Genomic DNA, 23,123 nt, shown 5'->3' on the forward strand with positions numbered 1-23,123 from the left:
AGATGCGGCTATCCGCCCGGACGCAGTACGCCCTGCGCGCCGCCGCCGAACTCGCGGCGGCGCCGCCGGGACCGGTCCCCGCCGAGAAGATCGCGGCGGCCCAGGACATCCCCCGCCGGTTCCTCGACAACATCCTTCTCCAGCTGCGCCGCGCCGGCCTGATCCACAGCCAGCGCGGCCCGGACGGCGGCTACTGGCTGGCCCGGCCGGCCACGGAGATCACCCTCGCCGACGTGATCGTGGTGGTGGAGGGCGTCTCCCAGGACAGCGAGCGGTTCCCCGGCGTCGCCGGGCCCCTGGCCAACGTCTGGAGCGCGCTGCGCGAGTACGAGCACGCGACGCTCACGGAGATCACCCTGGCGCATATCGCCAGTGGTTCACTTCCGCCCCTTTAGTTGTGGAAGACTCCGCAATCAGTGAAATGTGCCAGGCGTAGAGGCAGGGCGGGATGGGGACTGCTGGGCAGCTCATCGTCAAGCGGTACCAGCTGGTGCGCGCCCTCGGTCACGGCGGGACGGGCATCGTCTGGGAGGGCCACGACACACTGCTCGACCGTCCGGTCGCCGTCCGGGAGGTGCTGCTGCCCGACGGGCTGACCGAGACCCGCCGGCTCCAGCTCGCCCAGCGCGTCGCCCGCGAGGCCCGGCACGCCGAGCGGCTGCGCCACCCCCACGTCGCCGCGGTGTACGACGTGGCCGAGGAGGACGGCGTCCCCTACGTGGTGATGGAGCTGGTCCGCTCCCGCTCGCTCGACGGGCTCGTGGCGAGCGACGGGCCGCTCGCGCCCGAGGCGGCGGCGCCGATCGCCCGCAAGGTGCTCGCCGCGCTCACCCACGCCCACGCCCACGGCGTACGGCACGGCGACGTCCGGCCGTCCAACGTCCTGATCGCGCACGACGGGCGGGTGCTGCTCGCCGACTTCGGCGTCGCGGCGCTGGCCGCCGATCCCGCCTTCGCCCGGACCTCGGCGCAGCGGTCGCCGGCCCACGGCGAACCGGTCAGCGCGACGCGCGGCGTGGTGGCGTTCCTCGCGCCGGAGCGGGCCGACGGCGGCCCGCTCACCGCCCCGGCCGACCTGTGGTCGCTCGGCGCCACCCTGCACTTCGCCCTGACCGGGCGGCCCCCCGGCGCCCGCGCGCAGGAGGAGGTACCCGAGGCGCTCCGGCCGGTCGTGTCCGGCCTGCTGGCCCGGGACCCGCGCAAAAGGCTCGACCCGGAGGAGGCCAACCGCGCCCTCGCGGCCCTGGAGCCGCCGCCCACGCCACCGGCGCCGCGCGTCCGGGAGAGCCGGACACGCCTGCTCGCGGGCGTCGCCCTGGCGGCGCTGGTCGCGGGCGGGGTGGGCGGCTGGGCCGTGCTGCGGCCGCATTCCGGCGCGTCCGCCGTCCCGGAGCAGCCGCTCGCCGCGACCGCCGCCGTCACCCCGGCGGCGCCGTCACCCTCGCCGTCCCCCAGCGCCGCGCGCCGGCTGAAGCTGAAGTGGTACGCGGCGCAGGCGGGCTGGCGGGCCGCCGTGCCGAAGGGCTGGACCCGCGAGGACGGCGACTACGCCGTCCGCTGGCTCGACCCGCGGGGAGCGGCCCAGCTCACCGTTGAGGTGACCGCCCAGAGCGGCACCGATCCCCTGGGAGCGCTCCACGAGGCCGAGGCGATCCTCTACCCGACGGTGAAGGGCTACCGGAAGCTGCGGCTCAGGTCCACCACCACGCCGTACGGCCCGGCCGCCGACTGGGAGTTCTCCTGGACCCAGCGGAAGGCGTCGGCCCCCGACCACCTCGGCAAAGGCGTCGCCTACCACCAGTACCGCCGGGTGATCTCCACGCCCACGACGACGAGCGTGCTCACCTGGACGACCACGGCGGCCGACTGGGACCGGCTGCGTCCCACGCTCGTCAAGGCGTTCCAGATGTTCCAGCCGCCCGCCTGACAATCCTTTCCTCTTCCCCCGCCGCGTCCGCACCCCGGCGGGGGTCGCGCTGTGCCATGATTCCCGATGAAAGTGACAACGGTTTTCATGACCAGACTAGAGGAGACTCTCGTGCGGGTGGCCTTCGTCGGCAAGGGCGGGAGCGGGAAGACGACGCTGTCAGCGCTGTTCGCGCGCTACGCGGCGCGGCGCGGTCCGGTGGTCGCGATCGACGCCGACATCAACCAGCACCTCGGCCTCGCGCTGGGCGCGGCCGAGATCCCGCGACCGCTCGGCGGCATGCTGACCGAGATCAAGGACTATCTGCGGGGGGACAACCCGCTGATCCGCGACGCGGCGTCGATGGTCAAGACGACCCCGCCCGGCCGCGGCTCCCGGCTGGTCAGGCTCGGCGACCCGTTCTTCCCGTCCTGCCGGGTGGCGGGCGTGTCCCTCATGGTGACCGGCCCGTTCGGCGAGGAGGACCTGGGGGTCGCCTGCTACCACTCGAAGGTCGGCGCGGTCGAGCTGTTCCTCAACCACCTGGTCGACGGCCCCGGCGAGTACGCCGTGGTGGACATGACGGCGGGCGCCGACTCGTTCGCCTCCGGCCTGTTCACCCGGTTCGACCTCACCTACCTCGTGGCCGAGCCGACGCGGCAGGGCGTCGGGGTCTACCGGCAGTACCGCGACCACGCGGCCGGCTTCGACGTGCCGATCGCCGTGGTCGGCAACAAGGTCCAGTCGCCCGGAGACGTCGACTTCCTGCGCGAGCACGTCGGCGACGCCCTGCTGACGTGGTTCGAGCACTCCCCGGCCGTCCGCGCGCTGGAGCAGGGGCGGCCGTTCGCGCTGGGCGACCTCGAACCCGCCAACCTCCGCGCTCTCGGCGCGCTGCTCGACCGCCTCGACCGCCAGCCGAAGGACTGGGACAGGTTCGGCAGGCAGGCGGCCGAGTTCCACCGCAGGAACGCCCTGACGTGGGCCAACCGCGCCGCCGGCGAGGACCTGACCGCCCAGATCGACCCCGGTTTCGTGTACGGCCCCGCGGTCGCCGCGCCCTGACGCCGCGCCCTGACGCGCGACGCCGCCGCTGAGCCGCCGCCGCTGAGCCGCCGCCGCCGTGACGCCGCCGTGACGCCGCGCCCGTTCGCGCCGCCGCCGCCGCTGTGCCGCCGGCGCCCACCGACGTCGCCTCCGCATCAGATGGAGGCGGTCCCCCTCGGAACCACCGTCATGTCCGTCCCTCGGAGAGGAGAACCCATGTCACTGACCGTTCCCGCCGGACTGCTCGGCCAGGCCCGTGGAGGCGAGGTCGACGACGAGGCGTTCGTCGCCTGCGTCCGCGACTCGCTGCCGTACGCCTGGGCCGTCATCAGCGAGCTCGTCGAGCGGCGCGGCCGCACGGGAGCCGAGTTCGCCGACAACCAGGTACCCCCGCCGGACGAGGCCGCCCGCGGCCAGCTCCTGCGGTGCCTGGCGAGCGACGCCATGCGCGGCGCCCTGGAACGGCACTTCGGCGTACGGCTGGCGTTCCAGAACTGCCACCGGGTGGCGGTGTTCCACCCGGCCGCCGCGGCCGCCCACGCCGAGTTCGTGACGCCGCGCGCCCAGATCCTGAACCAGAGGCCCGACCTCGTCGACTGCTGACCGGCGCCGGGGGCGGTGGCCCGGTTCACACCGCCCCCGGACGTCCCGGCTCGGCGGAGCCGAATCCCACCCGCCGGGCCCTGACAATGGCCTGCCCCCGGTCGTCGACCCGCAACTTCGCGAAGATGCTGGAGACGTGGTTGCGCACGGTCTTCTCGCTGAGGACGAGACGGCGGGCGATCTCGGCGTTGTTCAGCCCGTCTGCCACCAGCCGCAGCACCTCGACCTCCCGGTCGGTGAGCTCGGGCAGGGGCCGGGCGGCCCGGCCTCCGGCGGGGGCGGCGGCGAAGTAGGCGAGGGCCCGCTCGGCGACACCGGCACCGAAGATCACCTCTCCGAGGTCGACGGTCCTGACCGCCCGGACGATGTGCTCCTGCTCCGCGCCTTTCACCAGATAGCCCCGGGCTCCCGCGCGCATCGCCGTGAACAGCGACTCGTCGTTGTCGAACATCGTGAGCACCAGCACCGCCACCTCGGGAAGCCGCCTGCGCAGTTCCCCGATCGCCTCGACGCCGTTCATGCCCGGCATGTCGAGGTCCAGCAGCACCACGTCCACGCCCAGGTCGGCGGCGAGCTCGACGGCCGCCCGGCCGTCCGCCGCCTCCCCCACGACGACCAGCCCGTCCACGTCGGCGAGGGCCGCCCGCAGGCCGTACCTGAACATGGGGTGGTCATCGGCGATGAGCACCCTGATCGGCTCCCTGTTCGCCACCTCATCCCTCCAGCCGCAGTGTCGCGAGGACCAGTGTGCCGCCGCCGCCGGCCGGGCCGACCTCACACGTGCCGCCGAGCTCGGCCGCCCGCTCCGCCATCGACCGCAGCCCGAGGCCCCGCCCCGTCCGCTCCGGCTCGACCCCGGTCCCGTCGTCCCGTACGGCCAGCCTGAGCATGCCCGCCTCGGCCGCCAGGCCGACCTCGCACACGCGGGCGTCCGCGTGCCGTGCCACATTGGTCAGCGCCTCCAGCGCGATCCGGTAGGCCGCGAGCTCGACCGCCGGGACGAGCGGGGGCAGGTCGCCGGACACCGTGACGGTGATCGTCAGCGCGCCGCCCGTCCGGGCCGACAACGTGTCCGCGTGACGTCTCAGGGCCGCGACGAGCCCGAGGTCCGCGAGCCCCTCTGGACGGAGGTCGGCGACGAGGCGGCGGACTTCGTCGAGGCCGCCCAGCACCTCGGACTCCAGACGTCCGAGCAGGTCGGCCGGTCCCGAGTCACCGACGGCCCGGCGTGCCGCGCCCAGGCCCAGAGCCACGCCGGCCAGCGTGGGGCCCAGGCCGTCGTGCAGGTCCCTGCGGATGCGGTGCCGCTCCTCCTCCCGGGCCGCCAGCACCCGGTCGCGGGAGCGCCGCAGATCACGCGTGAGCCGGACGCCGTCGGCCGCAGCGCCCGCGTGCCGGGCGAAGTCGTGCAGGAGACGCTCGTCGGCCGGTTCGAGCCCCCGCCGGCCCTCGCGCAGCCCGATCGTGAGGCGCCCCACGTCCTGGCCCGCGTGCCGGAGCCGCAGGTCGACGAGATCGGCGGGCGGCTCGCCGTACCGGGACGCGGGGGTGTCCTCGCCCTCAAGGGTCACCGCCGCGTACGGCAGGCGCAGACCGGTCGCCACCGTCCGGACGATGATCGGCAGCACCTCGTCGGGCGCGATGGCCCCCGAGAGCCGGCGCCCCAGATCCGTGATCGCGGTGTAGGGGTCGCGGCTGCGCCCGTAGAGGAGGCGGTCGACGGTCCGCTGGACGAGCGCCCTGGCGGGCGACAGCCCGAGGGCGATCACCACCGCGGCGGCCACGGCTCCGGTGCCCCCGCCTCCGACCACGGTCGAGGCGAGACCGACGAACAGCCCGAAGACCCCGGCGATCAGGACGGTCAGCGCGATGTACACCAGGGTGCGGCCGAGCAGGCGGTCGGCCTCGAACAGCCCGTGCCGGACCGTCGCGACGCCCAGGGCGATGGGGAAGAACCCCCACGCCGCGGCGGGGAGCAGCCCGGAGTGGCCCGGGACCAGCTGTGCCAGCAGGCCCACGAGGAAGGGGACGAAGAACCAGCCGATGCGGCGCCGCTCGGGCCCGTCCGCCCGTCGCATGCGCAGCAGCAGTCCCGCCGCGCCCGCCACACCGCACGCCGCCGCCAGGGCAAGCGAAGCAGCCGCCACCGCCGTCAGCGCCGGTTCGGCCGCGCGAGGCAGGGCGAGGGGATCGCTCCACCGCGGGAACTCCTCCCGCATCGGCGCGCCGGACATCACGATCGCGGCCGTGCCACAGGCGACGGCGACGACCCCCGCCCACAGCAGCGGACGCCACCGCCGCGAGGCGACCCTCCCGTCGGGGAAGAGCGGGGTGATGAACGCCGCCGCGAGCAGCATCCCGGGGAACCACACGTAGCCCCCGATGAAGGCGGCCACGGCCGCGAGCGGCGGCGGCGGAGTCCGCTGCGCGTACTGCGCGCCGAGCACGGACAGCCCCTGGAGCTGTCCCTCCGCGACGAGGATCCAGCCCAGCGCGTGGCCCGGCCGGCCCCGCACGACAACGGCGCCGGCGGCGCCGAAGGACACGGCCACGACGGCCCCGGTCACCTCGTTCGCCGCGACAAGCCGCGCCGGCGTCTGCCCGTTCACCCGCGCGAGGACGGCCCACAGCAGCGCCTCGACCACGGCGGCGACGCCGAGGGACAGGGCCACGGTGGACCGGGCGGCCCGGCGGCCGGCGTCCGCGTGGACGGCGACCGCCGCCGGGCCGATAGAGGTCATGGCCGCTCCGTCACGCCGCCGCGGCCGTCCGAATCGTCCGCCACGGGCGTGCGCAGCAGCGCCGCCGCCATCCAGACCAGTCCCGCGGCCGCGATCAGCGTGCTCGGGAACGGCGGGTCCGCCAGTTGCGTCAGCTGGAAGGCGACCAGCAGTGCCGCGGCCGCCCGGGGGAGGGCGCGGGAGCGCCATACGGCCGCCATCATCACGACGATACCGACGAAGGCCCCGGCGAAGAACATCACCGTGAAGACCGTTCCCGGCAGCGACCCGTCGGGGCCGTCGCCCAGCGCCGCCGAGAACGCCGCGGCGTCGATCTTTCCGCTCCGGGCCACCATCTGGGCGGCCATCTCCACCCCGGCGATCATGGCCTGCCCCGTGAGCCCGAGGACCAGGAGCACGGCCCCGGCCCAGGCGAGCCGCGGAGACCGGCGGCGGGACAGCAGCAACCAGACGGCGGTCGCGCCGAGCAGGCAGGGCGTCGCGAGCATGTCGGCCGTGAGGGCGATCCCGGCCTGGCCGGGGTGGGCGGCGGTCCAGGCCGACGAGGCCGCGCCGTCGAGATCCGGCTCGATGAGGTCGGCGGCGGCCCACAGCAGCCCGGACAGGGCCAGGGTCGTCGCGCCGGCGACGCGGGCGGCGCCGTTCCAGGTGGCGGCGGGCGAGATCGTTCGGACGGGAGTGTCGAGAGATGTCATGGGAGCTCCGTTCGCGACGGCCGTGGTCCGGCCGAGTGGCAGAACGGTCCACCGGGACCTGTCCCGGCCACATCGGCCCGGTGTCCCGTCCCGGGCCGGGAGCGCGCCGCTCAGGCGGAGCGCAGGGCCGGGAGCACCTCGGCCCCGAGGCGCGCGACGGTCTCCAGCGTGCGGGCGGGCGAGCCCGTGCCCTCGACCATCAGCACGAGGTGCCGCAGCCCGGTCCTCGCCACCGTCGCGCGCATCTTCTCCACGCAGTGCTCCGGCGAGCCCACCGGGTGGATCCGGCACAGCAGGTCCACGTACGCGGGGACGTCGCGCCGCGGCCGCGGACGCCCGTCGACCGGCACGTAACCGGCGAGCCCCGGCTCGAGCCACCGCGGCAGCGCCTCCTTCAGCTCCCGTACGGCCCTGGCGGTGCTGTCGGCCACGTGGCAGACGGCGGCGGCGATGTGCGCGGGCCGGGCGTCCTCCTCCCGGAGGTGCGGGGGCCTGCCGACGCCCTCGCGGCCCTCGTCGTAACGGGCGACCATGTCCGCCTTCTCCTCGTCGCCGACGTGCATGCCGAGCAGCATGGGCAGTCCGCGCCGGGCGGCGAGGCGCGCGGTGGCGTCCGAGGTGCAGGCGACGACGGGCGACATCCGGGCCGGCGGCACCACGGGGACCTCGCGGAAGCGGAAGAAGTCGCCGTCCGCCGACACCGGCCTTCCGGAGAGCGCCTCGCACAGCAGGTCGAGCGCCTCCGGGAAGCCTCTCTCGTACCGGGCGAGCCCGGTGCCGAAGACCTCCAGCTCCAGCCACGGCCCGCCGCGTCCCACCCCGAGCCTGAACCTGCCGCCCGACGCGTGGTGCAGCACGGCCGCCTGCTCGGCGAGCGCCACGGGGTGCTGGGCCGGCAGCACGCTGACCGCGGTCCCGACCGTGATCCGCGAGGTGCGGCCCAGCGCGACGGCGGCGAGCGTGACCGCCGAGGGGCAGACGCCGTACGTCATGAAGTGGTGCTCGGCGATCCAGGCGTCGTCGAACCCGGCGCGCTCCGCCGCCTCGACCACCTCCACCGTGTGGCGGAGCACGTCCCCGGGGTCGGTGCCCGGGAACCCGGCCGCGATCAGGAAGACACCCACCCGAAGGGGGCTCAGCGCGCGCCCCCGTTGACGTAGACGGTCTGGCCGCTGACGTACGACGCGTCGTCGGAGGCGAGGAAGGCGACGACGGCCGCGATCTCCGTGGGCTGGCCCACCCGGCGCAGCGGGATGGCCTGCGCGGCGGCCGCCTGGTGCTCCTCGGGCGTCACGCCCACCCGTACGGCCGTGGCCTCGGTCATGGGCGTGGCGACGTAGCCGGGCGCGACCGCGTTGACCCGCACGCCGAACGGCCCGAGCTCGAGGGCGAGCGTCGCGGTGAGCCCCTGGATGCCGGCCTTGGCGGCGGCGTAGTTGGCCTGGCCGCGGTTGCCCAGCGCCGACCGGCTCGACATGTTGACCACCGCGCCCGACCGCTGGTCGACCATGTGCTTCTGCACGGCCCGCGTCATCAGGAAGGCGCTCTTGAGGTTGACGTCGATCACCTTGTCCCAGTCGTCCTCGGACATCCGGAACAGCAGGTTGTCGCGGGTGATGCCGGCGTTGTTGACGAGCACGTCGATCCGGCCGAACTCGGTGACGACGTCGGACACGAGCGCCTCCACCTGGCCGGAGTCCGAGACGTCGCATCCGAAGGCGGCGGCGCTGCCGCCCGTGACCGCGATCTCGTCGATGATCGAGGCGCAGCGGGCGGCCGTCAGGTCGACGCAGCCCACGACGGCCCCCTCCGTCGCCAGCCGCCGCGCCGTCGCGGCGCCGATGCCCCGCGCCGCGCCCGTGACCAGCGCGTACTTGCCGGTGAACCTGGACATGACAAAGCCCTCCTCGCCCCGAAGCCCGATCACGCAGAAACCTACTCCCCGCGACCGCCGCGGTGCCGTCATGCCACGGGACGGACCGGGCTCGCGTAGAGGGAGGCCACCGCGACCTCCAGGGCGTCGAACGTACGGCCGACCAGCACGATGTGGTCCCGCCGGACGTCCTCGGCCGGTTCCCCGGCGATGATCCTGCGGGCACCCTCCAGGTAGGCGGCCCGGTAGGCGGCGACGGCGAGCGCCCCGGCGATCCGGGGACGGGGGTCGCCTGGCGGATGCCCGGCCGCTTCGGCGGCCTCGGCGAACAGGCCGGCGACGACGTCCTCCATCTCCTCGCCGAACTCCCGCGCCCGCGCCCGCAGCGACGGCGACTCGGCCACCACGTGCCAGAAGTGCTGGTAGCCGGCGCCGATTCCGCCGAGGGGATGGCCCTCCTCCAGCAGCCCGACGAACAGCCGCCGCAGCGACGCCAGGGGCGTCTCCCCCTCGGCGCGCCCGCGCACGGCGGCGGTGACCAGCTCGACGGCCTGCGGGAAGCGGTCGAGGAACAGGTCCTCCTTGCGGGGGAAGTAGTTGAACACCGTCTTCGTCGACACCCCCGCCGCCTCGGCCACCTCGGCGACCGTGACGTTGTCGAACCCCCGCACGATGAACAGCCCCGACGCGACGTCCGAGATCAGCTGCCGGGTCTGCGTCTTCTTCCGTTCCCGCAGTCCCATCTCCTGAGCCATGGCGAACACTATAGTTGCTAAAAACTTTTATTCAACGTAAGTTTCTAGTCGATGTACGAAGAGTCGAAGGGGACGGCATGACGGGGTACGACGTGGACGTGGTGGTGGCGGGCGGCGGGCCGGTCGGGCTGATGCTCGCGTGCGAGCTCCGGCTCGGCGGAGCCTCGGTCCTGGTGCTGGAGCGCCTGACCGAGGTGGACCCGACCATCAAGGCGGGCGCGCTGAACGCGCCGAGCGTGGTGGCGCTCTACCGGCGCGGCCTCCTGCCCGCGCTGAAGGAGGCCCACGACCAGACGATCGCCCGGATGACGCAGTTCGTCCGGGGACGCTCTCCCGAGAAGGCGTCCGGGGAGGGCCCGGCCGCAACTGGAGACAACCGGGCGCCGGGAGACGGACCGATGAGGACACCGCCGCGGTTCGCCGGGCACTTCGCCGGGATCATGCTCCGCGGCGACCTGCTCGACGAGACCGACCCCGAGCTGGGCGGTCTCGGTCCGGCCGCGGGCGTCGGCCTCGTCGCCCAGCAGGATCTCGAACGCATCCTCGGCGCCCGCGCCGCCGAGCTGGGGGCCGAGGTGCGGCGGGGCGTCGAGGTGACCGGGTTCGAGGCGGACGACGACGGCGTGACCGTGACGGCCGGCGGCGAGCGCGTCCGGGCGCGGTGGCTCGTCGGGTGCGACGGCGGCCGCAGCACGGTCAGGAAGCTCGCCGGCTTCGACTTCCCCGGCACCGGCCCGGAGATCACGGCCTACCAGGCGCTGGCGGAGATGGAGGGCACCCAGGACCTACGGCTCGGCTGGAACGCCACGCCCACCGGTGTCTACACGCACGGCCCGGTGCCGGGCCGGATCCTGACGGTGGAGTTCGACGGCCACCCGGCCGACCGCACGAGCCCCGTGACCGCCGAGGAGCTCCAGGGGTCGATCCGCCGGGTCACCGGGGCCGACGTCGTGGTGAAGGCCGTCGTCACCGCCACCCGCTTCACGGACAACGCGCGGCAGGCCACGACGTACCGGATGGGCCGGGTGCTGCTCGCGGGGGACGCGGCCCACGTCCACTCGCCGTTCGGCGGCCAGGGGCTCAATCTGGGGCTGGGCGACGCGATGAACCTCGGGTGGAAGCTGGCCGCCGTCGCCCGTGGACACGCGCCCGAGGCCCTGCTCGACACGTACACGGCGGAGCGGCACCCGATCGGGGCGTGGGTCCTCGACTGGACCCGTGCCCAGATCGCGCTGATGCGGCCCGACCCGCACGCCCGCGCGCTGCGGGCCGTGGTGGACGACCTGCTCGCGACCGTCGCCGGGACCACGCATGTGGTGAAGCGGATCTCCGGCGTCTGGCAGCGGTACGACCTGCCCGGCGACCACCCGCTGACCGGCCGCAGCGCGCCCGACTTCGCGCTCGCCGACGGGTCGCGCCTGGCCGACCACCTCCGCGGCGGCCGCGCGCTGCTGATCGCCCCGCCCGGACTGCCGCTGCCCGCGATCGACGGCGACCGGGTGACGGTGATCGGCACGCCGATCGAGGACGAGGACGCCCCCCGGGCCGTGCTGGTGCGGCCCGACGGGTACGTGGCCTGGGCGGCCGACACCCCCGATCCGGCGGGCCTGGAACGGGCTCTCGCGACCTGGTTCGGCGCTCCCGCGACCGTGGGCGGGGGCGTCGGATGACCCCCGGCCGGGCGGGGTAAAGGCCCACCGGGCGGTGGCTTTCGACCCGTCATCGCCCGGTCCGTCCGGGCTTGTCGATCGTTGACCGAATCTTTACCCGGAGCAGCCCTCGGCGCGCTCCGCGATCATGGCTGTGACCTGCGGTTTCACCGGCCCTGGTGCCATTTAACCCAGGTCCCCCCAAGATGTCTCGTGTCATTTGGCATCAGGCGTGTTCGGCAGCCCCCATCATGTGCTCATGCCCGCTTTTGTCACCCTGTCCGGGCGCTCCGTGCGCCTGGAGCCGCTCAGCCTCGCGGTGATCGACGACCTCGTCGCCGCGGCGCGTGAAGACCGTTCTACGTACGCCTTCACTCGCGTTCCCGCTGGCCGGGAAGAGATGGTCTCCTATGTGGAGGCCGCCTTGGCTGAGCAGGCGGAGGGCCGCTCGGTGCCCTTCGCCATCCGGTGGCTGCACACCGACCGCGTGGTCGGTGCCACCCGTCTGATGAACCTGGAGTACTGGCAGGGCCCGATGCCCTGGCCGCCGGGAACCAAGAGCGCGGTGGGCGAGGTCCCGTCCGTCGCGGACATCGGGTACACCTGGCTCGCCGCGTCGGCCCAGGGGACCGGTGTCAACCGGGAGAGCAAGTTCCTGATGCTCTCTCTGGCCTTCGAGACCTGGCAGGTGCACCGGATCACCCTCAAGGCAGACGTACGCAACACCCGATCCCGGGCCGCCATCGAGGCCCTCGGCGCACACCTCGACGGTGTGCGACGGGCGGACAGCCGAGGCGCCGATGACACGGTCCGAGATACGGCGTACTACTCCATCCTCGGCCCGGAGTGGCCCGTGGTGCGAGAACGGTTGTGCGCGAGGCTCGGCCTCGTGGAAGCGGCCTGACACCCACACGGACACGGATCACCACGGACGACGGCGCGGCCCGCCCCCCTGAGGGGACGGGCCGCGTCTGGTTTCGCGCAGTCGGAGGGATCAGGCCTCGTAGCCGTAGTCCTCGTCGTAGGCGTTGTAGAGGTCGTGCCACGAGCCGCACTTGACCGGGTAGCTGCTGTACAGGCCGACCTGGCAGACCTTGGCCTGGACCTGCGCCACGTCGTACCGCCAGAAGCTGATCGCCTTGTAGCCGCCGGCGCCGCAGTACTTGTACGACTTGATGCTGGAGGACCAGTCGTCCTCGTCGTCGTCCCAGGACGAGACGCGGAACTTGATGTAGGCGCACTTGCCGCCCTCGTCGTAGGTGCGGTGGTCGAGGTCGTAGAGCTTGCCGGTGATGTGGACGGCGTTGGACTCGTCGTCGTCGTAGTTGACGTCGATGTAGCCCTTGGCCTTCGCGAGGTGGTTCGAGGACCAGTACGGGCCCCAGTAGTCGTCGTAGTCGGACGAGTGCGAGGAGGCCGCGCTCGCGGTGGAGGCGTTGGCGGCGGTCGACAGGGCCGGGACACCCACCGCGACGGCGGCGGTGACGGCGGCGAGACCGAGGATGTTGCGGACGGAGCGACGCATTTCGATTCTCCTGAGGTGAGGACGATCCCCCGTTGCGGGGTGCTTCCGGGGTTGCACCTCAGTGATAGGCCGGGCCGCCTGCAACCTGCTTTCAGCGGCCTGAAACCCGTTTGCAGGTCGCTTTCATCATTCTGAACGAGGCGTTAACAGCGCGATCACTCCTATTGAAGCGGAGTTCCTGGATCTATCATTTGGTCGGAAAACTTGCCATTGAGGCGATCTCGCACGTCAGGGTGGGATCGCGGGTACGGAGACACGTCAGATGCCCGGTCACGCCCCCGAGGACGGCCTGCGCTTCACTGTGCTGGGACCCGTCCTGGCGTGGCGCGACGCGGTCGAACTCGACCTCGGCACGCCTTTGCAACGCTCCATTCTGGCGATGCTGCTGCTTCGGGAGGGCCACGCGGTCACGCCGACCGAGATGATCGACGGGGTGTGGGGCGAGGACGCGCCGCCGCGGGCGCTGGGGGCCCTGCGCACCTACGTCTCCCGGCTGCGGACCGTGCTGGAGCCCGGCCGCTCCCCCCGCACCCGCCCCGAGCTGCTCACCTCCGTCGGCCGCGGCTACGCCCTGCGCCTGGACGCCGACCGGCTCGACCTCGGGGTCTTCGAGCGCGAGTGCGCGGCGGCGGAGTCCGCCCGCCGTTCCGGCGACCTGGAGGAGGCGGCCGGACGCCTGCGGGCCGCCCTGGGCCTGTGGACCGGGGAGCCGCTGGTCGGCGCCGTCGGCCCGTACGCCGAGCACCAGCGCGGCCGGCTCGTCGAGCGGCGCATGGGCGCGGTCGAGACCTTGATGGACCTCGACCTGCGGCTCGGCCGGCACGCCGAGGTGATCTCCGAGCTGATCGCGCTCACGGCCGAGCACCCACTGCGCGAGCGGCTGCGCGCCCAGCTCATGCTGGCCTACTACCGCTGCGGCCGGCAGGCCGAGGCGCTGGCCGTGTTCACCGACACCCGGACCGCGCTGGTCGAGGAGCTCGGCATCGACCCCGGGGCCGAGCTCACCGAGCTGCACCGGCGCATCCTCGCGGCCGACCCCTCGCTGGCCCTCCCGCGCGAGGCGGCGGCCGTGCGGGAGGCGCCCTCCACACCGGAGGACGAACCGGACGAGCCGGTCATCGAGATGCCCCGGCCCGCCCAGCTCCCCGCCGCCGTCAGCGACTTCACCGGCCGGACCGGGCTCGTGCACCGCCTGCTCGTGCTGCTGCGCGGCGAGGGGCCGGGCGAGGGCGTGCCGGTCGCGGCCATGTCGGGCATCGGCGGCGTCGGCAAGACCACGCTGGCCGTCCATGTGGCGCACCTGGCCGAGGACGCCTTCCCCGACGGCCAGCTCTACGCGGACCTGCGCGGCTACGGCGCCGAGCCGACGCCGCCGGAGACGGCGCTCGTCGCCTTCCTGCGCGCCCTCGGCATCCCCGTGGACGTCATCCCGGACGGCCTCGCCGAGCGGTCGGCGCTGTTCCGGTCGCTGCTCGCGGAGCGGCGCATGCTGGTGCTGCTCGACAACGCCCGCGACGCCGACCAGGTGGAGCACCTGTTGCCCGGCTCGGCCGGGTGCGCCGCGATCATCACGAGCCGGGGCAAGCTGGCGGACCTGCCCGCGGCCCGGCTGATCGACCTCGACGTCATGGAGCCCGACGAGGCCCTGTCGCTGCTGGCCGCCGTGGCCGGGCGCGACCGGGTCGCCGCCGAACGGGCCGCCGCGATGGACGTGGTGGCGGCCTGCGGGTTCCTCCCGCTCGCGGTGCGGATCGTCGCGGCCCGGCTGGCGGCCCGGCCCTCGTGGACGGTCGCCTCCCTCGTCCCCCGGCTGGCGGACGAGCGGCGCAGGCTCGACGAGATGAAGATCGGCAACCTCGCCGTCTCGGCCACCTTCGCCCTCGGGTACGGCCAGCTCGACCCGCGCCAGGCCCGGGCGTTCCGCCTGCTCTCGCTGCCCACCGGCTCGGACATCTCGGTCCTCGCCGCGGCGGCCGTGCTCGACCTCACACCATACGAGGCCGAGGACCTGCTGGAGTCGCTCGTCGACGCGAGCCTGCTCGAGGCCCCCGCGCCGGGCCGGTACCGCTTCCACGACCTGCTGAAGCTCTTCGCCCGGCGGCAGTCGGAGGAGGCGGACGAGCCGGCCGCGCGCTCTCTCGCGCTGCGCCGGCTGCTGGGCTTCTACCTCGCCTCGGCCCGGTCGGCCCACCGGCTCGCGTACGAGGGCAGCGCGATCGCCGACAACCTCGTCGATCTCGGCGTCCAGGGGCACACGTTCTCCTCGGCCGACGAGGCCGTGGCGTGGCTGTCGGTGGAGGCGGAGGACCTGTTCGCCTCGATCGCGCAGACGGCGGCGCAGGCGGGCGGCGACGACCTGCTGCCCGCGGCCGACCTGCTGCTCGCGATGGAGCCGCTGCTGGAGTCGGGCACGAACCAGCGCGAGTTCGAGCATCGCGGCTCGGCCCTGCTGGCCGCGGCCGAGCGCGTGGGCGACCGGCATGCCGAGATGCGCTGCCGGTACGTGCTGGGCCGGGTGCTCTTCGGGGCGAACCGGCTCGACGAGGCCGAGCGGCAGTTCCTGGCGGCCCGCGACGCCGGGGAGGAGACCGGCGACCACGTCGTGCTCGGCGAGACCTGCAACGCGCTCGCGGTCGTGGCCGGCCGGCAGCGCCGGCACACCGAGGCGCTGGACTGGTTCGACCGGGCGAGCGCGATCTACCGGGAGGTCGGCAACCCCGCCGGGGAGGCGCTCGTGCTGAGCTACTCGGCCCGCGACCACCTCGGCCTCGGCCACCCCGAGGCGGCCATCGCCGCCTCCGAGCGGGGGCTGGCCATCTTCACCGAGATCGGCAGCGGCGCCGGGGTCGCCCGGGCGCGCTACCACCTGGGCATCGTGCTGTCGTTCGTCGGCCGGCTCAACGAGGCCGTCGTCCACCACGCCGAGTGTCTCGCGTTCTTCCGCGCCAGCAACCAGCGGGTGTGGGAGCAGCGGGTCTGCTACCGGCTCGCCGCGACGTTCATCGCCGCCGGAAGATACGCCGAGGCCGTCCGCCACGCCGAGCAGGCGCTGACGGTCAGCCGCGAGATCACCCACCCGTACGGCGAGGCGCAGTCACTGGCCGCGCTCGGCAAGGCCCTCCTCGGGCTCGGCGAGACCGCCCGGGGGAGGGACGCTCTCGGCAAGGCCCTCGACCTGTTCGGCAGGCTCGGCTCCCCGGAGGCCGACGACGTCCGGGCCCTCCTGCGGGAAGTCGATCAGGTCGAGACGTAGGTCGTCGTCCAGGCGCGACATCCGGACGTGGTTGATCACCGGTTGCTCTCCCGCTCGGTCGTCTCCGGCCGGACGTGCGCCCGCGCCGTGGGGATGCCCGGCCGGCCGCCGGCCGTCACCGGGCGCGCAGGGGGCCCGGACTCTTCCGGAGCGCCTGGTGACGGCTCGCCGCCTCACTCGACGACCGGCCGGACTGGTCGCGCCCCGGAGGGACGCTCCCGGTGGGCGAGGGTCCCGAACCCCCCCGGTCCCTCGCCCACCTCCACAGTCGCCGGTGCCGTTCAACGTCGGATCAACACGGGTTTGCAACGCCGGTCAGACGCCGTTCACGCCCCGATCAGCGCCCGCCGTCGTAGTGCGCGCTTCGTGGTCGGCGGGGGCGGTCGTGGTGCGCGGCCTCGTGGTCAGCGCGGGCCGGGAACGCGTAAGAAGCCCTCGGCGACCAGCGACCGGAGGGCGGCGGGGGCGCGCTCGACCAGGGCCGCCTCGTCCTCCCCGGTCAGCTCGGCGATCGCGGCCAGCAGCGGCCGGGCCGGCAGGTCGCCGTCCACGACGCCCGCCAGGGCCGCCTCGACCGTCCCCACGACCGCCGTACGGCGCAGCCCGCGGCTCTGCCGCAGCAGGATCCTCTCGGGATGGTCGGCCCCCGGCGGGCCGATCCGCTCCTCGACCAGCCCCTCGGCCACCGCCAGCGGCGTGTCGAGCAGGTCGTCGCCGGACATGCGGTGGGCGGTCGCCACGGCCCGCAGCACGTCCTCCACCTGCGCGCCCACGGGAAGCTCGACCTGCTGCGTGAGCTCCTCGACGCGCACGACCGGGTTCAGCGAGCCGGAGTCGTGCAGGACGATCCAGCCGAAGCCGACGCCGGTGACGTCCATGGACTCCAGCCACGCCAGCCACTCGTCGTACCGCTCCCGGTAGGCCGACGTGCCGTGCTCGGCCGAGTCGCGCAGCCACAGCTCGACGTACTCGGCCGGATCCTGCACGTCCCGCTGCACGACCCAGCCGTCGCAGCCGGTCTCCTCCAGCCAGCCGCCCACCCTGTCCTGCCAGTCCTCGCCCTTGACGTGCAGCCAGTTGGCCAGGAACCGCGCATGGCCGCCCGGCGCGAGATGGCGCGGCGTGCCGCGGACGAGGTCGCGGCAGAACTCGTCGGCCCGGAAGCCGGACTCGCGGTAGCTGTAGCGGGCCGCCGGGGAGATCACGAACGGCGGGTTGGACACCACGAGGTCGAAGCGCTCGCCCTCCACCGGGTCGTACATCGACCCCTCCCGGGCGTCCACCCCGGTCACGTCGGACAGGCCCCAGCTCAGGCGGGCCAGCCGGAGCGCGCGGCGGTTCACGTCGGTGGCGACGACCTCGCCGGCCCGCCCGGCGAGGTGGAGGACCTGCACGCCGCAGCCGGTGCCGAGGTCCAGCGCCCGGCCGACCGGCCCGGTCCACGCCAGCTGCGCCAGGTTGGCCGACGCGCCCCCGGCGCCGACGACGTGGTCGGGCCGCAGCGACGGGTCCCCCGGCCGCACCTTACGGTCGGAGACGACCCAGGCGGGCCGGTCGGCGCCGGTGTCCCAGGGCTGCAGGTGGACGGTGGCCTGGACGGTGTCGCCGAGCCGCACCAGCAGCCCGGCGTCGATGAGGTCGAACAGCGGCAGGTCGGCGGCCGCCATGCTCACGGGGGCGCCGAGCCACCACAACCGGATCAGCGTCGCCAGCGGATCTCCGTCCCTGGTCGCCCGCATCGCGGGGACGATCTCCTCGCGGGCCAGGGCCGAGGCGGCGGGATCGCCGAGCCGCTCCCGCACGCCGTCGATCGTGTATCCGGTCTCCGCGAGCCTGTCACGAAGCCGTCGGACCAGGTCAGAAGGGGCGTCCACGGAACGAATCTATCGCGGTGCGGCCGGGGCTCAGGCGCCGTTTCCGGATGTGGCCGCGGCCGCCGGCGGGCGGGAGCTGTAAGCGATTCGCAAGTGCCGTTCAAGCGGGTGGGCCTATCTGTGTTCGATAGCCCCACCCGTGAGGACCCCGAGATGCTGATCCCCTGCCTGGCCTGCGACTCCCGCTTCCGTCCCGACGAGTTCTTCGGCGCCTGCCACGACTACAACCGCGGCCGGGACCTCGTCGCGTGGACCTGCCCCCGCTGCGGCAACCGCGACGACGTCCGGATCTTCCCCGGCGAGCTCGGGTTCGGGTACGTCCGGCGCGGCAGGTACGACGTCCAGGACCGGATCCGGGTGCCCGGCATGCGGCGGCGGCGCCACGAGCTGCGGCTGGACATCTGCCTCGACGAGCACGTCTGGCGCGTCCGCGCCCGTGACCTCCCCGGCGACGGGTCCCGGCCGTTCCGCCGCACCCCCTTCTACGAGGACACCGGCCCGTTCGACCAGACCGGGCCCTTCGACGCGGCCGGAGCCCGCGGCTGACGGAACGCGCCGGTCAGGCCGAGGAGCCCCCGGGAGACCCTAGGAGGACGGCATCCGGAGGCTGTGCCACGCGGCCTCGCCGAGCTCCCCGATCTCGTCCTCGGTGGGCTGGTGGGCGCCGGCGAACCACAGGCGGCACATCTCCTGGGCCGGGCCGAGCCAGAGCACGTAGCACATGGTCGGCGGCACCGGCCGGAGCACGCCGTCCTTCATGTGGGGCCGCCACCAGTCGGCCACCTGACGCAGGAACGCGCGCCGCGACTCGGCCACCTCCGGCCCCCCGGGCTCGTTGCGCCGCGGGGGCCGCTCGCTGATGAGCAGCCGCGCGCGCTCGGGGTGCTCGCCGCACCACGCCATGTGGAAGGCGACGATCGCCTCGATCCCGGCGCGCGCGTCCTCGTGGCGGGTGATCTCAGCGAGGAAGGCGTTCTGGTACGCGTCGAGGATCTCGGCGTAGAGCACGCCGAAGACGTGTTCCTTGCTCGTGAAGTGGTGGTAGAAGCTCCCGACGCTGACGCCGCTCTCCTCGCGGAGGCTGGCGAGCGTCGTGGCCGAGACGCCGCTCTGGCTGAACCGGCGCAGCGCGCCCTCGATGATCCTGGTGCGGCCGTCGCGTCCGTTCTTCGAGGTCTTCACACGGTCAATGGTGACCCAACAGAACCTTGTTCTGCAAATATGGTGTCCGATTTGACCACCACACACCCGGACTGGACCCTCATTGTCGCATCCGGCCACGCCTTCCGCACCATCGACAGCACTTTCCGGTTCTCGGCCATGACGTCCATGCCGAGCGACGTCGCCCCCCGGGCGGCCGCCCTGCGCAGGAGCGTGCGCACGAGCCGGGAGCCCACCCCGAGGTCCTGCCAGTCGTCGCCGACCACGACCGCGATCTCCACCTCGCCGTCCGCCAGGTGGCTCATCGCGTGCCCGACGACCGTGTCGCCGTGGACGGCCAGCAGCGCGTCGCGCCGCCCGTCCCTGGTGATCATCGTCCGGACCAGCGACCCGCCGGGGTTGGCCAGGCCGGTGAAGAAGCGGCGCGTCTGCGAGGCCAGGGACAGGCCGGCCAGGAAGGCGCGCAGCCGCTCGCCGTCGTCGAGCCGGGCCGGCCGCACCTCCACCCATCCCGTACGGCGAGAGGGCGTGTGCCCGACCTGAGTTCGCTGCATGGACTCAGACTCCATCGGCACGGCTAGGTCTGTCAAGTAGACTTAGATGAGGTGAGAGGTCATTGAATACGATGCGTGACATGCGGCGGTATCGGGTGGAGAACTGCTCCATCGAGCGGACCCTCGCCGTGCTCGGCGAGAAGTGGACGTTCCTCGTCCTGCGCGAGGCGTTCAACGGCGTGCGGCGGTTCGCGGACCTGCAGGCCCTCACGGGCGCGCCCCGGCAGGTGCTCAGCGCCCGCCTGACCCGGCTGGTGGACGAGGGCCTGCTGCGCAAGGTGCCCTACCAGGAGCCCGGCCAGCGGCAGCGCGACGAGTACCGGCTGACCCAGAAGGGCCTCGACCTGTACCCCATCATGATCGCGCTGATGCACTGGGGCGACCGCTACGTGGCCGACCCCGAGGGCCCGCCGGTCGTGGTGACCCACCGGGACTGCGGGGCACCCGTCTCCCTCCACATGACCTGTGCGGACGGCCACGAGGTGGCCGGGCCGCGCGAGGCCACCCCGCAGCCCGGGCCCGGCGCACGGCTGAGCGCCACCGCCTGAGCGCCACCGCCTGAGGCGGCCGCCCGGGCCCCCGGGTGAGGCCGCGCGCACTAGACTCCGCCCCTGGCGGCGCGACCCCGCGCCCGCCCCGGACGAGATGTGCGCCGTACCCGGCCCGCACGACGACGCACGCGAGGAGACGTCATGGGCGCTGTCCCGCCGCCCGCCGCCCCGCACGCCCCCGAGCCCCGTCCGCTGGACGTGCGGTGGATCCACGGCTCGCCGTCGGCCAAGCACAACACCGACCCCGACATCCAGGTCCACTGGTACGACGGGCACACGGTGGTGCTGCGGCAGAACAAGGCGGTCGACTACGAGGCGCCGTTCCTGTTCCTGCTCTTCGGCGCGGACCGGGCCGTGCTGGTCGACACCGGGGCCACCGCCTCCCCCGATTTCTTCCCGCTGCGGCGGGTCGTGGACGGCCTCGTGGCCGAGTGGCGCGCCCGGCACCCCCGGGAGGCGTACGAACTGCTCGTGCTGCACACGCACGGGCACGGCGACCACGTGGCGGGCGACGGGCAGTTCGCCGACCGGCCGGACACCACGGTGGTGGGCGCGGACCGGGCCGCCGCCTGGGCCTTCTTCGGCTTCGACGAGGACCCGGACGCGATCGCCGAGGTAGACCTCGGCGGCCGCGTGCTGGAGTGCCTGGCGACCCCCGGCCACCACGAGGCGGCCGTGACGTACTACGACCCGTGGACCGGGCTGCTGCTCACCGGCGACACGGTCTACCCCGGGCGCCTGTACATCGCCGACTGGGCGTCCTTCACCCGCACGATCGACCGGCTCATCGCGTTCTCCGAGAGCAGGCCGGTCACCCACGTCCTCGGCTGCCACATCGAGATGACCACGCGGCCGGGGGTGGACTACCCGATCCGCACGACGTACCAGCCGGACGAGCCGCCGCTGGAGCTGACGACCGGGCACCTGCGGGAGATCCGCGCGGCCATCGAGGAGATCGGCGACCGGACGGGCCGGCACGCCTACCGCGACTTCGTCATCTGCCGCGGCGACGGCTGAGCGCCCGCCCGGCGCGGGCCGGAGGCGGGACCACTCGGGGTCGTGCCTACGCTGGTGACGTGTACCGGTTCCTCCTCACGCCGCGCTGGATCGGGTTCCACCTGCTCGTCCTCGCGCTGATCCCCGCCTTCCTCTTCCTGGGGAGATGGCAGTGGGGGCGGTTCGAGGAGAGGTCGGCGAGCAGCGCCCGGATCACCGCGAACCTCGCCAGCGCCCCCGTGCCGCTCGACCGCCTCGACGCGATCGGCGGGAGCGTTCCCGAGAGCCGGGAGTACCGCCTGGTCACCGCCACCGGCCGCTTCGACACCGCGCACGAGGTGGTGGTGCGGCGGCGCACCCAGAACAGCCAGGTGGGCTACTACGTGGTGACGCCGCTCGTCACCCCGCAGGGCGCGGTGCTGGTCAACCGCGGCTGGGTGCCGATGGGCGCCACCGCCGAGGCGGCCCCCGCGGTGCCCGCGCCCCCGTCCGGCGAGGTGACGGTCACCGGCCGCCTCCGGCCGTCCGAGACGGAGGACTCGACCGGGATCAGGAACCGGCCCGGCCTGCCGCCGAGGCAGGTCCTGCTCGTCAACACCGCCGATCTCGGCAGGGGCCTGCCGTACCGGCTGTACGGGGGCTTCGTGGAGCTGACCGCGCAGCGGCCGCAGGGCGGGCCGGCGCCCGACCCGCTCCCCGCGCCCGACGTGGGCGGCGGCGGGGGGCTCAACCTCGCGTACGCGGTGCAGTGGTGGCTGTTCATCGGGGTCGCCGTCGCCGGATGGGTCCTGCTGATCCGCCGCGAGGCCCGCGACCTGCGCGCCGCCGAGCAGGAGCCGCACGCCACCGCCGCCGTCTAGACCACCCGACGGCCTCACACGCCCGCCGTCGTCCAGACCTGCCGGGCGCCCAGACCAGCCGGGCGTCCAGACCAGCCGGGCGTCCACCGCCCCTCGCGGCCGGCGCCGGACCGCCCGGGGCCCTCAGGCGGCCGCGGACGGTCATCCCATGCCGCCGAACCAGCCGGGGACGTCGAGGCGGAACAGGTCGGGCGGGGTCATTCTGCGCAGGTCGTCCTCCAGCGCCCTGAGCCGGTCCTCCCCCAGCTCCCGGGCCCACCGTGCCCGCAGCTCGTCGAAGATCCGGGCGGACTGCTCCAGCGAGTCGGCGCCCCGCTCGGTCAGCCGCACGATCTTGCGTCTCGTGTCGTGCGGATCGGGCACCCGATGGACGTAGCCGAGCCGCTCCAGCCCGTCGATCGTCTTGCCCGCGGCCTGCTTGGACACGGCCAGCAGCCGTCCGAGGTCGGCCGCCGTCGACCCTCCGCGCGTGATCGCCTGCAGGACGATCCCGTGCATCGGGCGCATGTCGGCATGGCCGCGCCGGGCCAGCTCGGCGTGCAGCTCGTCGATGAGCACGCGGAACGCGAGCAGGAACCGCATCGGCAGCTCGAAGCCGGGACGGTCAGTTGACACGATGGACAACCAGGTTCACTATTACGACAACCATGTTGTCTATCGTAGGAGATTCCGCGATGTCCGTCATCCGCAGCGCCGAGGCCCGCCGCCACGAGACCCCCAACGCCGTCATGACCACGTTCGCCTCGCCCAGCCTGGGCGGGTCCGGGCAGTCGCTGTGGCGGGTCGAGATGGCGCCGGGGGCCGCCGGCCCCCTGCACGCGTTCGACGCCGAGCAGGTGTGGACGGTCCTGGCCGGGGCCGCGTCCGTCGAGCTGGGCGAGGAGACGTTCGCGGTCGCGCCCGGCGACACGCTCGTCCTGCCGCCGCACGTGCTGCGCCGGGTCACGGCCGACCCCGCCGAGGGCTTCACGGCCGTGGTCACCGCTCCCGGCGGCGCGGTGGCGATGCTCGGCGACGGGACCGTCCACGGCGTTCCCGCCTGGATCGCCTGACAGGGCCCGTCAAGACGGGAGGGGCCTG

Annotated in this window: 23 protein-coding genes; 12 read left to right on the forward strand and 11 right to left on the reverse strand. The window is 73.9% G+C overall.

From position 1 onward, the window contains the following. The first annotated feature begins 2 nt into the window (after positions 1-2). The 4 genes from Mco01_RS33060 to Mco01_RS33075 all read left to right on the forward strand — a co-directional run bounded on the left by Mco01_RS33060 (position 3) and on the right by Mco01_RS33075 (position 3,556). Positions 3-395, forward strand: coding sequence for an RrF2 family transcriptional regulator (locus Mco01_RS33060; protein WP_204060758.1), 393 nt, complete (start codon positions 3-5; stop codon positions 393-395). Positions 396-448: 53 nt separating this feature from the next. Further along, complete coding sequence (locus tag Mco01_RS33065; protein WP_204060759.1) at positions 449-1,927, forward strand: serine/threonine-protein kinase; 1,479 nt, start codon at positions 449-451, stop codon at positions 1,925-1,927. Between the two features lie 111 nt (positions 1,928-2,038). Then, entirely contained in the window at positions 2,039-2,971 is a 933-nt protein-coding gene (locus Mco01_RS33070) for an ATP-binding protein (protein WP_204060793.1), read from the forward strand. Positions 2,972-3,169: 198 nt separating this feature from the next. Continuing rightward, complete coding sequence (locus Mco01_RS33075) at positions 3,170-3,556, forward strand: SCO5389 family protein (protein WP_204060760.1); 387 nt, start codon at positions 3,170-3,172, stop codon at positions 3,554-3,556. 25 nt (positions 3,557-3,581) lie between these two features. On the opposite strand, the gene Mco01_RS33080 is transcribed toward Mco01_RS33075, so the two are convergent. The 6 genes from Mco01_RS33080 to Mco01_RS33100 all read right to left on the reverse strand — a co-directional run bounded on the left by Mco01_RS33080 (position 3,582) and on the right by Mco01_RS33100 (position 9,620). After that, the gene (locus Mco01_RS33080; protein ID WP_239104092.1) at positions 3,582-4,268 is read right to left on the reverse strand and encodes a response regulator; all 687 of its coding nucleotides are present in this window, start codon (positions 4,266-4,268) and stop codon (positions 3,582-3,584) included. Position 4,269: 1 nt separating this feature from the next. After that, complete coding sequence (locus Mco01_RS39420; protein WP_239104093.1) at positions 4,270-6,297, reverse strand: sensor histidine kinase; 2,028 nt, start codon at positions 6,295-6,297, stop codon at positions 4,270-4,272. Beyond that, positions 6,294-6,992, reverse strand: a complete 699-nt coding sequence (locus Mco01_RS33085) for a hypothetical protein (RefSeq protein ID WP_204060762.1) — start codon at positions 6,990-6,992, stop codon at positions 6,294-6,296. Before Mco01_RS33085 ends, Mco01_RS39420 begins: the two co-directional genes overlap by 4 nt. 110 nt (positions 6,993-7,102) lie before the next feature. Continuing rightward, positions 7,103-8,116 (reverse strand): LLM class flavin-dependent oxidoreductase, encoded by a 1,014-nt coding sequence (locus Mco01_RS33090; protein ID WP_239104094.1) that lies wholly within the window; start codon positions 8,114-8,116, stop codon positions 7,103-7,105. Between the two features lie 11 nt (positions 8,117-8,127). Continuing rightward, on the reverse strand, positions 8,128-8,886 hold the full coding sequence (locus tag Mco01_RS33095; protein ID WP_204060763.1) for a beta-ketoacyl-ACP reductase: 759 nt from the start codon (positions 8,884-8,886) through the stop codon (positions 8,128-8,130). A gap of 68 nt (positions 8,887-8,954) precedes the next feature. Continuing rightward, positions 8,955-9,620: a TetR/AcrR family transcriptional regulator gene (locus Mco01_RS33100; RefSeq protein WP_204060764.1), complete on the reverse strand. Its 666-nt coding sequence runs from the start codon at positions 9,618-9,620 to the stop codon at positions 8,955-8,957. 77 nt (positions 9,621-9,697) lie between these two features. On the opposite strand from Mco01_RS33100, the gene Mco01_RS33105 reads away from it, so the two are divergent. Then, positions 9,698-11,290 (forward strand): FAD-dependent monooxygenase, encoded by a 1,593-nt coding sequence (locus tag Mco01_RS33105; protein ID WP_204060765.1) that lies wholly within the window; start codon positions 9,698-9,700, stop codon positions 11,288-11,290. A 211-nt stretch (positions 11,291-11,501) separates the two neighbouring features. Further along, positions 11,502-12,173 carry a GNAT family N-acetyltransferase gene (locus tag Mco01_RS33110; protein ID WP_239104095.1) on the forward strand — a complete coding sequence of 224 codons (672 nt, stop codon included), beginning with the start codon at positions 11,502-11,504 and terminating at the stop codon, positions 12,171-12,173. Positions 12,174-12,263: 90 nt separating this feature from the next. Here Mco01_RS33110 and Mco01_RS33115 read toward each other — a convergent pair whose 3' ends face one another. Further along, on the reverse strand, positions 12,264-12,794 hold the full coding sequence (locus Mco01_RS33115; RefSeq protein ID WP_204060766.1) for a hypothetical protein: 531 nt from the start codon (positions 12,792-12,794) through the stop codon (positions 12,264-12,266). A gap of 262 nt (positions 12,795-13,056) precedes the next feature. Here Mco01_RS33115 and Mco01_RS33120 point away from each other — a divergent pair, with 262 nt between their 5' ends. Continuing rightward, positions 13,057-16,047 carry an AfsR/SARP family transcriptional regulator gene (locus tag Mco01_RS33120; protein WP_204060767.1) on the forward strand — a complete coding sequence of 997 codons (2,991 nt, stop codon included), beginning with the start codon at positions 13,057-13,059 and terminating at the stop codon, positions 16,045-16,047. 404 nt (positions 16,048-16,451) lie between these two features. Here the strand turns inward: Mco01_RS33120 and Mco01_RS33125 are convergent, their stop codons facing one another. Then, positions 16,452-17,930: a DUF7059 domain-containing protein gene (locus tag Mco01_RS33125; protein ID WP_204060796.1), complete on the reverse strand. Its 1,479-nt coding sequence runs from the start codon at positions 17,928-17,930 to the stop codon at positions 16,452-16,454. A 144-nt stretch (positions 17,931-18,074) separates the two neighbouring features. Between Mco01_RS33125 and Mco01_RS33130 the strand changes: the two genes are divergently transcribed. After that, positions 18,075-18,467: a hypothetical protein gene (locus Mco01_RS33130; protein ID WP_239104097.1), complete on the forward strand. Its 393-nt coding sequence runs from the start codon at positions 18,075-18,077 to the stop codon at positions 18,465-18,467. 39 nt (positions 18,468-18,506) lie between these two features. Here the strand turns inward: Mco01_RS33130 and Mco01_RS33135 are convergent, their stop codons facing one another. Next, complete coding sequence (locus tag Mco01_RS33135) at positions 18,507-19,103, reverse strand: TetR/AcrR family transcriptional regulator (RefSeq protein WP_204060768.1); 597 nt, start codon at positions 19,101-19,103, stop codon at positions 18,507-18,509. Then, complete coding sequence (locus Mco01_RS33140; protein WP_239104098.1) at positions 19,100-19,636, reverse strand: GNAT family N-acetyltransferase; 537 nt, start codon at positions 19,634-19,636, stop codon at positions 19,100-19,102. Before Mco01_RS33140 ends, Mco01_RS33135 begins: the two co-directional genes overlap by 4 nt. 80 nt (positions 19,637-19,716) lie before the next feature. Here Mco01_RS33140 and Mco01_RS33145 point away from each other — a divergent pair, with 80 nt between their 5' ends. The 3 genes from Mco01_RS33145 to Mco01_RS33155 all read left to right on the forward strand — a co-directional run bounded on the left by Mco01_RS33145 (position 19,717) and on the right by Mco01_RS33155 (position 22,043). After that, positions 19,717-20,184 carry a winged helix-turn-helix transcriptional regulator gene (locus tag Mco01_RS33145; protein ID WP_204060770.1) on the forward strand — a complete coding sequence of 156 codons (468 nt, stop codon included), beginning with the start codon at positions 19,717-19,719 and terminating at the stop codon, positions 20,182-20,184. 144 nt (positions 20,185-20,328) lie between these two features. Continuing rightward, positions 20,329-21,204, forward strand: a complete 876-nt coding sequence (locus tag Mco01_RS33150; protein ID WP_204060771.1) for an MBL fold metallo-hydrolase — start codon at positions 20,329-20,331, stop codon at positions 21,202-21,204. Between the two features lie 59 nt (positions 21,205-21,263). Then, positions 21,264-22,043, forward strand: coding sequence for an SURF1 family cytochrome oxidase biogenesis protein (locus Mco01_RS33155; protein ID WP_204060772.1), 780 nt, complete (start codon positions 21,264-21,266; stop codon positions 22,041-22,043). A gap of 141 nt (positions 22,044-22,184) precedes the next feature. Here Mco01_RS33155 and Mco01_RS33160 read toward each other — a convergent pair whose 3' ends face one another. Continuing rightward, positions 22,185-22,658 (reverse strand): MarR family winged helix-turn-helix transcriptional regulator, encoded by a 474-nt coding sequence (locus Mco01_RS33160; protein WP_204060773.1) that lies wholly within the window; start codon positions 22,656-22,658, stop codon positions 22,185-22,187. A gap of 59 nt (positions 22,659-22,717) precedes the next feature. Here Mco01_RS33160 and Mco01_RS33165 point away from each other — a divergent pair, with 59 nt between their 5' ends. Then, the gene (locus tag Mco01_RS33165; protein ID WP_204060774.1) at positions 22,718-23,095 is read left to right on the forward strand and encodes a cupin domain-containing protein; all 378 of its coding nucleotides are present in this window, start codon (positions 22,718-22,720) and stop codon (positions 23,093-23,095) included. Positions 23,096-23,123 lie beyond the last annotated feature (28 nt).

Source organism: Microbispora corallina, from assembly GCF_016863035.1.
GTDB lineage: Bacteria > Actinomycetota > Actinomycetes > Streptosporangiales > Streptosporangiaceae > Microbispora > Microbispora corallina.

Coding starts and splice junctions, on each gene's coding strand:
- Mco01_RS33095 (WP_204060763.1), bottom strand. CDS start 8,886: ATGTCCAGGTTCACCGGCAAGTACGCGCTGGTCACGGGCGCGGCGCGG.
- Mco01_RS33075 (WP_204060760.1), top strand. CDS start 3,170: ATGTCACTGACCGTTCCCGCCGGACTGCTCGGCCAGGCCCGTGGAGGC.
- Mco01_RS33065 (WP_204060759.1), top strand. CDS start 449: ATGGGGACTGCTGGGCAGCTCATCGTCAAGCGGTACCAGCTGGTGCGC.
- Mco01_RS33100 (WP_204060764.1), bottom strand. CDS start 9,620: ATGGCTCAGGAGATGGGACTGCGGGAACGGAAGAAGACGCAGACCCGG.
- Mco01_RS33105 (WP_204060765.1), top strand. CDS start 9,698: ATGACGGGGTACGACGTGGACGTGGTGGTGGCGGGCGGCGGGCCGGTC.
- Mco01_RS33060 (WP_204060758.1), top strand. CDS start 3: ATGCGGCTATCCGCCCGGACGCAGTACGCCCTGCGCGCCGCCGCCGAA.
- Mco01_RS33165 (WP_204060774.1), top strand. CDS start 22,718: ATGTCCGTCATCCGCAGCGCCGAGGCCCGCCGCCACGAGACCCCCAAC.
- Mco01_RS33130 (WP_239104097.1), top strand. CDS start 18,075: ATGCTGATCCCCTGCCTGGCCTGCGACTCCCGCTTCCGTCCCGACGAG.
- Mco01_RS33140 (WP_239104098.1), bottom strand. CDS start 19,636: ATGCAGCGAACTCAGGTCGGGCACACGCCCTCTCGCCGTACGGGATGG.
- Mco01_RS33115 (WP_204060766.1), bottom strand. CDS start 12,794: ATGCGTCGCTCCGTCCGCAACATCCTCGGTCTCGCCGCCGTCACCGCC.
- Mco01_RS33150 (WP_204060771.1), top strand. CDS start 20,329: ATGGGCGCTGTCCCGCCGCCCGCCGCCCCGCACGCCCCCGAGCCCCGT.
- Mco01_RS33145 (WP_204060770.1), top strand. CDS start 19,717: ATGCGGCGGTATCGGGTGGAGAACTGCTCCATCGAGCGGACCCTCGCC.
- Mco01_RS33120 (WP_204060767.1), top strand. CDS start 13,057: ATGCCCGGTCACGCCCCCGAGGACGGCCTGCGCTTCACTGTGCTGGGA.
- Mco01_RS33085 (WP_204060762.1), bottom strand. CDS start 6,992: ATGACATCTCTCGACACTCCCGTCCGAACGATCTCGCCCGCCGCCACC.
- Mco01_RS39420 (WP_239104093.1), bottom strand. CDS start 6,297: ATGACCTCTATCGGCCCGGCGGCGGTCGCCGTCCACGCGGACGCCGGC.